Source organism: Arthrobacter sp. SO3 (assembly GCF_020532825.1).
GTDB lineage: Bacteria > Actinomycetota > Actinomycetes > Actinomycetales > Micrococcaceae > Arthrobacter.
This window is the reverse complement of sequence record NZ_MQTS01000246.1, coordinates 1,553-11,761: the sequence shown is the minus strand read 5'-3', so window position 1 is coordinate 11,761 and position 10,209 is coordinate 1,553. Positions and strand designations below refer to the sequence as shown.

The window sequence follows — 10,209 nt, the reverse complement described above, 5'->3', positions numbered from 1 at the left end:
CCCCGCCTCGAGGATATGGCGGGGGACGGCGAACCCCGGTTCGCCGATGCTCAGCACGATGGCACCGGGAGTTCCCCAGGCGGCTTCGGTGATTTCGCGGATCTGGTTGATGGGGACATCGCGGACGTGGGCGGCAAGCTCGGGCATGTCTGCCATCCTAACCGGCGCAGCCCCGGGTGCCGGGGCGCCGGCGCAGCTCGCGGCGCCGAGGGCTGCCCTGCCGCAGATATACTGGGGAGCGTGCTTTCTGGACTGGTAATAGTGGACAAGCCGCAAGGCTGGACCAGCCACGATGTGGTTGGACGGATGCGGCGGCTCGCCGGTACCCGAAAGGTCGGCCATGCCGGGACGCTGGACCCCATGGCCACGGGCGTCCTGGTGGTCGGCATCAACAAGGCCACCCGGCTGCTGACGTACATCGTGGGCACCTCCAAGACCTACACGGCCACCATCCGCCTGGGTGAATCGACGGTCACCGACGACGCCGAAGGCGGGGTCACCGCCACGCACAGCGCCGCCGCGGTCACCGAAGCAGCGGTCCGGTCCGGCGTCGAAGCCCTGACCGGTGAGATTGAACAGGTCCCCAGCAGCGTCAGCGCCATCAAGGTCAATGGGGAACGCGCCTACGCTCGGGTCCGGTCCGGCGAAGAGGTCACGCTGGCCGCCCGCCCGGTCACCATCCACCGCTTCGAGGTCCACGGGATCCGTCCGGTGCGCGACGGCGAGGCGCTCGACGTCGACGTCACGGTGGAATGCTCCTCCGGCACCTATATCCGGGCCCTGGCCCGCGACCTCGGCCATGCGCTTGGCGTCGGCGGCCACCTGACGGCGCTCCGCCGCACCCAGGTGGGCCCCTACACCCTGGACCAGGCCCACACCCTGGAAGAGCTCGCCGAAGAGCTGGACGTGCTGGAAATGTCCCAGGCCGCCCGGGCCCTCATGCCCAACCGTGAACTCAGCGACGAGGAAACCACCGAGATTTCCTTCGGCCGCAGAATCGCCGCAGGTGCGGCCGCCGGGACTCCCGGCGCGGCCACGCCGGAGCAGCCGGCCGCTGCCTTCGCCCCCGACGGGACCCTCGTGGCCCTGCTCGCTGACAAGGGAAGCTACGCCAAACCGGTGCTGGTCTTCGCGCCGGACAATGAGAAGCACCCGCCAAAGCAGCCGACGGCTGAACATCAGGCCGGGCAATAGTGGACGCGTACTTCTACATCATCCTGGTGGTCGGGCTGGTCTCGAGCCTTATCTGCCTGATAGCCGGCATCCTCAAGAAGGCCCCGAACGACACGACTATCCTCTCGGTCGCCGCCGTCGAACTCTCACTGCTGGTGTACCTTGTCGGTTCGATCATCCGGGTCGCGGGCGGGGAACACATCGCCGGGGAGCCGTGGGAGTTCTGGGGCTACCTGTTGACGGCCCTGCTGCTGCCGGTCGGCGCGGTGTACTGGGCCATCCTGGAACGCACCCGCTGGAGCAACTTCGTGCTGGCCGCCGTCGGCGTCACCGCCCTGGTGATGGCGGCCCGAATGAATCAGATTTGGTACTGACGTGGAAGAGGCAAAGAACGTGACAGCGAAACCTTCGCACGAGGACACTGGAACGACACCGGGCACAGAACCGGCGCCGGCGGCAAAAGATACCCGCAACACCGGTCCCGGCCGGCTGCTGATCGCGGTCTACGCCGTCTTTGCCATTTCGGCAACGGCCCGGGCGGGGTACCAGATCCTGACCAAGTTCTCCGAAGCCCCCTTGGCCTACCTGCTGTCGGCGTTCGCCGCCGTCGTCTACCTGGTGGCGACAGTGTCCCTCGCGAAGCCCGGCCGGACCTGGTTCAAGGTGTCCGTTGTGGCGGTGCTCGTGGAACTGGTGGGCGTGCTGGTGGTCGGGGCGCTTAGTGTGTTCGACTCGGTCAACTTCCCGCATGAGACGGTGTGGTCCCTGTTTGGCCGCGGGTATGCGTTCATCCCGCTGCTGTTGCCGATCCTGGGCCTCATCTGGCTGTACCGCCGTCGTCCCGCGCCGAAGCAGGCGTGAGCGTCCTACCTGTCGGTGCCGGGTCCGGCGTCGGCGCCGCTGTCCATTCCGGCGTCGAGCCCCACAAGCCTGCGACGGAGGACCGGCCAGGCCGCTCCGAAACCGGGATGTAGCTCTTTGTCGCCGACGAGCTCGACCGGCACCCACTGCAGTTCCAGGCTTTCCGGGTCGCTGATCTCCGGTTCGAACGCTTCCACCACCTCGACGGCGACGGTGGTGTACGTCCAGTAGCCAACGTCGAACACCGAGGTGAACAGCACCCGGATGTTCTCCGGCGGGACGGCGGCTTCTTCGTTGGCCTCGCGCAAAGCCCCGCGGACCGCTTCTTCGCCCTGGTGGAGGGCTCCGCCCGGAAGACCCCAGGTGCCTCCCTGGTCGCTCCACAGGGCGCGGTGCTGGAGCAGGACGCCCTTGGCCGGGTCGTGAACGAGCAGCCCGGCTGAACCAAAGCGCCCCCAGAACCGACCACGGTCGCCCTCGACCCAGGCGTCCCCGGGATCGCGGGGCCCCAGAGGGCGTCGCAGTTCGAACGGGAGCTCGGTGGAGTGCGCGGCTGCGGGATGTGCTTCTTCGTTGGGCCGTGCGTCGTGGGGGAGTGCCGGGCTGGAGGTCGGGGCAACAGGGCTGTCCATGCCCCCAGTTTCCCACGGCCCTGCCCGCGCCGGCCGGAGTATGACTTTTTCGCTGGGCCAGCCGGGACCCGAAACCGGAGTGTGTCCCCGCCACTTCCAATCTATCGCGCGCAAGGGGGCTTGCGGCAAGGCCCCCGTCATGCCTCAAACTGGCTCGGACGTGCCCGGAACCGGTGCACGGAAAAGGCCTGGAGGGGCAGGGGGTTGTGATGGTTGAAGTGATCGTTGCCGGAGGCGGTCCGACTGGGATGATGCTGGCCGCTGAGCTGACGCTGGCGGGGGTGGATGCGGCGATTGTGGAGCGCCGCCCGACGCCGGAGCTGGTGGGCTCGCGTGCGGGCGGGTTCCACTCGCGGACGATCGAAATCTTTGATCAGCGCGGGATTGCCGGCCGGTTCCTCGCCGAGGGCAAGCGTGTCCAGGCGGCGTTCTTCGGGAACACGACGCTGGATGTGAGCGACTTTCCTACCCGGCACCCTTACACGCTCGGCCTGTGGCAGAACCGTATTGAGCAAATTCTGGCCGGCTGGATCGAGGAGCTGGGTGTGCCGGTCCATCGGGGGCTCGAGGTGGCCGGCTTCGCCCAGGACGACAGCGGGGTCGACGTGCATCTCGCCGACGGCGGCCCGTTGCGAGCGCTGTACCTGGTCGGCGCCGACGGCGGGCGAAGTGCTGTCCGCAAGGCAGCCGGCATCGGGTTCCCCGGCTGGGATGCGACGAGGAGCAGCCTGATCGCCGAAGTGGAAGTGACCGAGGAGACGCCGGCGGGCATCCGCATCGACGAGGTGGGGATCCACGGGCTGCACCTGATGGAGGACGGGCGAACCACGCGTGTGGTCGTGACCGAGAAGCAACTTGGACCGGCGACCGAGCCCACCCTGGCTGACCTTCGCGAGGCGCTGACCCGGGTCTACAACACCGATTTCGGGGTCCACAGTCCGACATGGATCTCGCGGTTCACCGACGCCACGCGGCAGGCCTCGTCTTACCGCAGCGGCCGCGTGCTGGTGGCCGGGGACGCCGCGCACATCCATGCTCCTTCGGGCGGGCAGGGGATCGGGCTCGGCATCCAGGACGCCGTGAACCTCGGCTGGAAGCTCGCCCAGGTGGTCAAGGGCATTGCCCCGGACAGCCTGCTGGACACCTATCACGCCGAGCGGCACCCGGCCGGGGCCCGCGCGCTGAAGCACACGATGGCGCAGTCACTCATGCAGCGGGCCGACCCGCGCGTCGGCGCGTTGGCCGACACGGTGGCCGAACTGCTGACGATCGATGAGGCCCGGAAGCGGCTGGGCGGGCTCATTTCCGGCCTGGACATCCGCTACGACCTCGGTGAGGGGCACCCGTTGCTCGGGCGCCGCATGCCCGATCTCGACGTCGTCACCGCCAGCGGCCCGCTGCGCGTGTTCACCCTCCTGCACGGTGCCCGTGCGGTGCTGCTCAACCTCGGCGCGCCGGGCATCATCGACCCGGGGCCGTGGGCGGAGCGGGTGCAATTGGTGAACGCCACATACGACGGCGGGTGGGAGCTTCCGGTGATTGGTTCAGTCAGCGCTCCTGCCGCCGTGTTGGTCCGGCCCGACGGGCATGTGGCGTGGACGGGAGACGGGACGCCGCTGCGGCTGGAGGATGCGCTGGCCAGATGGTTCGGGCCCGCGCCGCGTTAAGGCCCCGCAAGCTTAGCTATAGACGCACCGATTACTGATGCTGACCGTGAAGCTGCAGCGGGTGCATGACGATCTCACGGATGGATCACGTCGGCGTCGTGGTGGAGGATCTCGCGGCCCCCGCCGGATAAGCGGCGACGCCGGCCGCGAAGCGCGCATCCCCTTGATATTCCCTAACGGGGCGCCGCCGCTGCGGACCCTGTAGCTGCCCAGCTGGCGAGCAGCCGCAGTCGCTCAGCGCTGGGCGAGCCGGGCTCGGCGGTGTAGATCATGAGGACGAACCCTGGGTCGGCAGTAATGCTGAGTTCTTCGTAGGCGAGAGTGAGCTCGCCGACGACGGGGTGGTTGAATCGTTTGGTGCCGGACCCATGGGTCCGGACGTCATGCGCGCCCCACAACTGCCGGAATACCTCGCTGCGCGTGGACAGCTCACCAACGAGGTCATGGAGCCCTTTGTCATTGGGGTCACGGCCGGCTTCGGCCCGCATGATCGCCACGCACATCTCGGCGAAGAGCTCCCAGTCAGGATAGAAATCGCGGGATGCAGGGTCGAGGAACTGGAACCGGGCCAGGTTGGGAGTGCGACCGCGGGCGCCGATGAGGGGCGAATAGAAAGCCCGGCCGAGCTCATTCGTGGCAAGGAGGTCCTGGTGTTGGTCGCGCACGAAGGCAACGCCCTCGGTGATCGTGCTGAGCACCCAGTGAAGACTGGGTCGACTTACGGCGTTCTTCGTGGAACGGCGGCGGGGACGCCCGGATAGCGGAATGCCGTCGGCCGCACGGGCGAGGTCGAAGAGGTGGGTCCGCTCCGTGTCGTCGAGGAGAAGGGCGCGGGCGATGGCATCAAGCACGGATGAGGAGGCTCCGCCGATAGCACCACGTTCGAGCTTGGCGTAGTACTCGACGCTGACGTCTGCGAGTGTCGCAACTTCCGTGCGGCGAAGCCCGGCAACGCGTCTGTTCGGCCCGGCGGGAAGTCCGGCCTGTTCGGGGGTGACCTTCGCGCGGCGCGACATCAGGAACTCGCGTACCTCGGCTTTGTTGTCCATGCCACGAGAATACGTCCCTGAGAACTTCGTTGGGGTGCCCTGCTGGTACACCCCTTGATAGAGACTCCTCCCCGGGATAGTTCGCGTGTTGACTGGGTAAGGACTTAATTGCGGTAGGACCCGGACGAGGTTATCGACGCCCTGACCACACCCGCCGCGACAGGTTTCGCATGTACGCCGAACCGTTCCCGACCAGTAAGTAACCCCCGCGACCCAGTTGCAGGCAAGGAGAAGAATGAACACCACCACCCTTCCGGCGCCGGCACCGGTAGCTAGTGAGAAAGCGCAACGGCTGCCGCTCGCCACGCTGGCCGCTCTGGCGGTCATCGGCTTCGTCCTCGTCGCGATGGAGACCATGCCGGCCGGCCTGCTGCCCGCTATCGCCACCGGGATGGGGACCAGCGAGGGCACCGTCGGGCTGTTCGTCAGCGCCTACGCCCTCGGCACGGTGATCATCACCATCCCCGCCATCACCCTGACCCGGGGCATGCGCCGCAAGCCGCTGCTCCTCGGCGCGATCCTTGGCCTCATCCTGGCCAACAGCACCACCGCCCTCTCAACCGATGTGACCCTGTCGCTGGTGTCGCGTTTCGTCGCCGGCGCGTTCTCGGGAATCATCTGGGGGATGCTGGCCGCTTACGGCCGGAAGATCAGTCCACCCTCGCATGCAGGGCTGTCCTTGTCGATCGTCTCCGTCGGGGCACCCGTCGGATTCGCTCTGGGCACACCCCTGGGGTCCTGGCTGGGAACGACATTCGACTGGCGGTGGGCTTTCGCCGGACTCACCGCGGTGGCCGTAGTCGCCGGGGTGTTCATCGCCGCGATCGCGCCCGACGCCGACGGGCAGCCCGGAGCCTCCCGGCTTCCCCTGGTCCGGGTCTTCCGCATCCCCGGCATCGCAGTGATCCTGGCCGTGATCTTCGCCTGGATGCTGGCACACAACACCATCTATACCTACATCGCCCCGTACCTGCGGGCCACCAGCAGCAGCCTCACCGTCGACGTCGAACTCTTCATCTTCGGGGTCGCCTCGATCGCCGGAATCGTCATCACCGGCGCGCTCCTGGACCGCCACCCCCGCCCGTTGCTGCACGGAAGCGTCGCCCTGTTCATCGCAGCCGCGGTGGTACTCCTCGCCGGCCACACATCGTCCCCGGCGATCATCGCCGCGACCGTGCTGTGGGGGATCACGTTCGGCGGGGCGGCCGCCCAGCTCCAAGCCGCCCTCACCACCACCGGAGGCGCGGACTCCGACGTCGCGAACTCGTTCCTGCCGGTGGCGTTCAACCTCGCCATCTTCACCGCCGGCATCCTCGGTGCCGCACTGCTGACGAATTTCAGCGGCCTGGTACTTGCGGTCGTGATGATCGTCGCCGGCCTGGCCGCGCTCATGCTGACCATCTACGGACGCCGCACCGCATTCCCTGCCCGCCTCTAACAACACCGGCAAACCCCGCAGACCATGCCTTACCGCAGTTCCCGGAAAGGACCCCCATGAACACCCGGCTGATGCGCCACCGTTTCGCACCCGGAAAGGCCCTGCGACCAGGTGTCGTGGTGCCCGCGATCGTCGTGATCGCCGTCGCCCTCGCCGGCTGCACCTATAGCCCGGCCGGGGAGGGCGACCCACGTTCACCCTCCCCTGGCACACCGGCGGCCGATCCGACTGCCACCCGGACTCGAACGTCAGCGACTACACCGATTGTCATCGAGCTCGACGGCCGGGAGATAACGGGAGAACTGGACGGCAGCGCCGCGTCAGCGTCGCTCCTGGCGCAGCTTCCCCTGACGCTGTCGTTCCGTGACTACGGCGGCCAGGAAAAGATCTCGAAACTTCCAGCCCCGCTGGGCCTCGAAGGCGCACCGGAGGGCAGTGACGCCGCGCCGCTGACGATCGGGTACTACGCCCCCGAGCAGAGCCTCGTCCTTTACTACCACCACGTCGGACACTTCGCCGGGATTGTGCCCCTCGGCACCTACGAAAACAGCGACGCTGTTAGCAACCAGCCCGACGGATTCACCGTCACCATCCGTAAACCTGACTGACCCCGTACAGCCGGCCGGATCCGTCACGCAGCCGACAACTACTCATTTGGAGACAGCAATAAAGCCACCTATATGTTCGGCCCCGAAAATGTCGCAGCCTCGTGGTGGAATTTGTCTATGGAAGCCAGCGAAGATTTCCTCCCGGTCCAGGCCACCCGGCCTGGTGCCGGAATCCTCACTGGAATTCCCCGGCTGACGCCCGCACCACACGGGCCGGAAGACGCGGACCGTGCTCTGGATGCGGCGCTTGCAGGGCTGCGCTCTTCAAACGGGACGGCATTAACCGATTCAACGCTGTACGGTGTGACCGAAGCCTCGGACTTCGCCGGCCGCGTGGAGGAGCTGTCCCGCATGGTCGACTACCTGCAGCTGGTGGCCGCGGCGGCGGTTGACCGGACCCGAAGCGAGGCGGCAGTGGGAGCGAAGACTGCAGCCGCGAAGTTTGGTTCCAATGCCCCTGCCGGCTGGTTGACCGGCTGGAACGTTGAGGCGGGCGCCCCGGCCGGTCTCCCGTCGGATCCCACTGGGACGGAGCCGGGAGCCGCGGAACTTTCGCCGGAATGGGTTAATGACGGGTACCGGAACACCGCGGAGTTCCTACGGGCGCGGCTGAGGATCAGCGCCGCGGAATCCCGACGCCGGCTGGCCCTGGCCGCCGACATTCTGCCGTCCGCAGGCATGTCGGGCCAGCCTCTGCCGGCCGCAAAAGAAAAACTCGCGGCCGCCGTCGCCTCCGGGGACGTCGCGTCGCGGGCAGCGACTATCATCAGCCTTTCCCTGGACCGGGTCCGGCATGCGTGTCCACCTGAGGCAGCAGCCCGGATGGAGCAGGCCCTCACCCTGACTGCGGTCGAGAACGATCAGGATTTCCTGACCAGGATCGCCAGGCGCTGGACGGATGCCCTGGGCCAGGACGGCGAGGAACCCAGCGAGCAGGAATTGCGCCAGCGCCAGGGGGCTTTCATACGGCAGGCACGCCGTGGACTGCATCACGTGGAAATCTTCGCCACGACAGACCAGTTCGAACACTTGCTCACCGTCATAAACGTTGCCGCAAACCTGCGGACCGGCGCGGCAACACCTCCCGGCGCCGGCGTCGTCGGAGCGTGCAAAGCGGCCCTCGCTGCCGGAAACCTGCCCGCCGCGGGAGGGCTGCGCCCGCAGGTGGTGGTCACCATTGACTATCGTCACCTGCTGGAACGGCTCGGCGGCGCCGACGCGGAGACACCCGGTCCGGAGTCCAACGCGGGGACTCTGATGTTTACCGGCCCCGTCACGGCCTCGATCGTGCGCATGGTCGCGTGCGACGCCGACATCATCCCCATTCTGCTGGGAGGCCAGGGCCGTATCCTCGACATCGGCCGCACCTCGCGGGTCTTCCCGCCGCATATCCGCAAAGCCATCACGGCGCGGGACCGGGGCTTTGCCTTTCCCCAGTGCACCATTCCGGCGCCCTGGTGCGAGGCCCACCACATCAACTACTGGTCACATGGCGGGAGCACCGGAACCGGCAATGGAGCTTTGCTCTGCTCCCATCACCACGGCCTGATCCACAAAGAGCAGTGGAGTGTCCAGCTCAGGGGCGGCGTGCCCTGGTTCATCCCGCCGCCGCACCTCGATCCGCGCCAGGTTCCGCGACGAAACCGTTACTTCCGGCTCGAATGAGCCCGACACTGCCATCGTGAGCGAGGCTGGGTCGCCGGGATCCGACAGTCCTCCGGATAAGCGGTGCTGTTCGGGAGTGGGAGTCCGCGGGCTCAACCCGGACTAGCGGAACTGCGCAAAGACGCGCAACGGTTCGGGGCGGAAATCGGAGCCCGCGGTGAAACCAAGAGCCTCATAGAAGGCGCGCTGGCCGGGCTCGTTGTCGGTGATCAGCACCAACTGCCGGACATGCAGGTACCGTGTCTGCACAGCGTCGAGCAAAGCGCGACCGGCACCTGATTTCTGGTACGCCGGACCCACCAGGATGTCCTGCAGGTAACAGATGGTCGCGTCGTCGGAGACCGCGCGGGCCAGGCCAACCAACCCGCCGCCGGCACTCCGGGCGGTGACAACGAAAGAGGAACCGCGGATGGCGGCGGCGAGTACCTCAGGTTCCCTTGTATAAGCGGTCCAGCCCACTGACTCGTACAGCGCCAGCACCTCGGCGTCGGAATCTGGAGGGCCGGCGAGGACGGTGAACTCTGGCATAGGAACAGTCTCGCACGTGGCCTTGTCCCCGGCCACGGACGGGAGGTGCTAGCGTAGCGCCGACGCGCAAAAGGGGGCCGCGCCTGGCGCGGCGCCACATCCGGGGGGACGAACCGTGAACACAACCGTGAGCATCCGCAGGTGCACGCCGGGCGATCTTCCCGCCCTGGGCCTGCACGAGCACCCGGGAGCAAACATCGCTGCGGGCTTCCTGGAACGGCAGGCGGCCGGGGACATGGTCTTCGCCACGGCGTGGACGGGGGACACCCCACACGGCGGAGCAGTGCTGGATTTTCGGGCCGGCCCCGACCCTGAGCTCAAGCATCTGTTCGTGCATCCCGGCAGCAGGGGAGTGGGGGCTGGAAGAGCGCTCTGCGTCTGGCTGGAAGAGCAAACCAGGCTGGCCGGCCACAGCGGGATCACCCTCGGTGTCGAGCCCGGCAACATGGCAGCACTCAATTTCTACGCAAGCCTGGGCTACCGGCCCACCGGCGCTACCTCGACTTACTCCTACGAAGTTCTTGACCCGGCCGGCCGCCGGACCGTTGCCACGGAAACGGCTGACACCTACTCCAAACCACTGGGACA

The 10,209-nt window shown here is 67.4% G+C and carries 11 protein-coding genes and 1 pseudogene; 8 read left to right on the top strand and 4 right to left on the bottom strand.

Annotation, left to right across the window (positions count from 1 at the left end; all coding sequences use genetic code 11):
• Positions 1–147 (bottom strand): annotated as a pseudogene (locus BJQ90_RS22055) (aspartate aminotransferase); the annotation flags it as partial.
• 93 nt (positions 148–240) lie between these two features.
• Between BJQ90_RS22055 and truB the strand changes: the two are divergent.
• The 3 genes from truB to BJQ90_RS22040 are packed head-to-tail and all read left to right on the top strand — an operon-like array spanning position 241 to position 2,034.
• On the top strand, positions 241–1,194 hold the full coding sequence (gene truB, locus BJQ90_RS22050) for a tRNA pseudouridine(55) synthase TruB (protein WP_226762313.1): 954 nt from the start codon (positions 241–243) through the stop codon (positions 1,192–1,194).
• Complete coding sequence (locus tag BJQ90_RS22045) at positions 1,194–1,547, top strand: hypothetical protein (protein WP_226762312.1); 354 nt, start codon at positions 1,194–1,196, stop codon at positions 1,545–1,547. The genes truB and BJQ90_RS22045 overlap by 1 nt, the downstream gene beginning before the upstream one ends.
• 19 nt (positions 1,548–1,566) lie before the next feature.
• Complete coding sequence (locus BJQ90_RS22040) at positions 1,567–2,034, top strand: hypothetical protein (RefSeq protein ID WP_226762311.1); 468 nt, start codon at positions 1,567–1,569, stop codon at positions 2,032–2,034.
• Positions 2,035–2,039: 5 nt separating this feature from the next.
• Here BJQ90_RS22040 and BJQ90_RS22035 read toward each other — a convergent pair whose 3' ends face one another.
• A complete protein-coding gene (locus BJQ90_RS22035) occupies positions 2,040–2,666 on the bottom strand; it encodes an NUDIX domain-containing protein (RefSeq protein ID WP_226762310.1) in 627 nt (208 codons plus the stop codon).
• A gap of 209 nt (positions 2,667–2,875) precedes the next feature.
• Here BJQ90_RS22035 and BJQ90_RS22030 point away from each other — a divergent pair, with 209 nt between their 5' ends.
• A complete protein-coding gene (locus BJQ90_RS22030) occupies positions 2,876–4,333 on the top strand; it encodes an FAD-dependent monooxygenase (RefSeq protein ID WP_226762309.1) in 1,458 nt (485 codons plus the stop codon).
• Positions 4,334–4,506: 173 nt separating this feature from the next.
• Here BJQ90_RS22030 and BJQ90_RS22025 read toward each other — a convergent pair whose 3' ends face one another.
• Positions 4,507–5,382 carry a helix-turn-helix transcriptional regulator gene (locus tag BJQ90_RS22025; RefSeq protein ID WP_226762308.1) on the bottom strand — a complete coding sequence of 292 codons (876 nt, stop codon included), beginning with the start codon at positions 5,380–5,382 and terminating at the stop codon, positions 4,507–4,509.
• Positions 5,383–5,617: 235 nt separating this feature from the next.
• Here BJQ90_RS22025 and BJQ90_RS22020 point away from each other — a divergent pair, with 235 nt between their 5' ends.
• From BJQ90_RS22020 to BJQ90_RS22010, 3 genes are all read left to right on the top strand, one after another.
• On the top strand, positions 5,618–6,820 hold the full coding sequence (locus tag BJQ90_RS22020) for an MFS transporter (protein WP_226762307.1): 1,203 nt from the start codon (positions 5,618–5,620) through the stop codon (positions 6,818–6,820).
• A 56-nt stretch (positions 6,821–6,876) separates the two neighbouring features.
• The gene (locus BJQ90_RS22015; protein WP_226762306.1) at positions 6,877–7,428 is read left to right on the top strand and encodes a cyclophilin-like fold protein; all 552 of its coding nucleotides are present in this window, start codon (positions 6,877–6,879) and stop codon (positions 7,426–7,428) included.
• Between the two features lie 117 nt (positions 7,429–7,545).
• Positions 7,546–9,093, top strand: a complete 1,548-nt coding sequence (locus tag BJQ90_RS22010) for an HNH endonuclease signature motif containing protein (RefSeq protein WP_226762305.1) — start codon at positions 7,546–7,548, stop codon at positions 9,091–9,093.
• A gap of 102 nt (positions 9,094–9,195) precedes the next feature.
• On the opposite strand, the gene BJQ90_RS22005 is transcribed toward BJQ90_RS22010, so the two are convergent.
• Positions 9,196–9,621, bottom strand: coding sequence for a GNAT family N-acetyltransferase (locus BJQ90_RS22005; RefSeq protein WP_226762304.1), 426 nt, complete (start codon positions 9,619–9,621; stop codon positions 9,196–9,198).
• Between the two features lie 115 nt (positions 9,622–9,736).
• On the opposite strand from BJQ90_RS22005, the gene BJQ90_RS22000 reads away from it, so the two are divergent.
• Positions 9,737–10,209 (top strand): GNAT family N-acetyltransferase (locus BJQ90_RS22000; protein ID WP_226762303.1); only part of this gene is annotated, 473 nt, incomplete at its 3' end.

What these genes read in the sequence shown, in the direction of transcription:
- BJQ90_RS22035 (WP_226762310.1), bottom strand. Translation starts at nt 2,666, where the DNA reads ATGGACAGCCCTGTTGCCCCGACCTCCAGCCCGGCACTCCCCCACGAC.
- BJQ90_RS22030 (WP_226762309.1), top strand. Translation starts at nt 2,876, where the DNA reads ATGGTTGAAGTGATCGTTGCCGGAGGCGGTCCGACTGGGATGATGCTG.
- BJQ90_RS22025 (WP_226762308.1), bottom strand. Translation starts at nt 5,382, where the DNA reads ATGGACAACAAAGCCGAGGTACGCGAGTTCCTGATGTCGCGCCGCGCG.
- BJQ90_RS22020 (WP_226762307.1), top strand. Translation starts at nt 5,618, where the DNA reads ATGAACACCACCACCCTTCCGGCGCCGGCACCGGTAGCTAGTGAGAAA.
- BJQ90_RS22015 (WP_226762306.1), top strand. Translation starts at nt 6,877, where the DNA reads ATGAACACCCGGCTGATGCGCCACCGTTTCGCACCCGGAAAGGCCCTG.
- BJQ90_RS22010 (WP_226762305.1), top strand. Translation starts at nt 7,546, where the DNA reads ATGGAAGCCAGCGAAGATTTCCTCCCGGTCCAGGCCACCCGGCCTGGT.
- BJQ90_RS22005 (WP_226762304.1), bottom strand. Translation starts at nt 9,621, where the DNA reads ATGCCAGAGTTCACCGTCCTCGCCGGCCCTCCAGATTCCGACGCCGAG.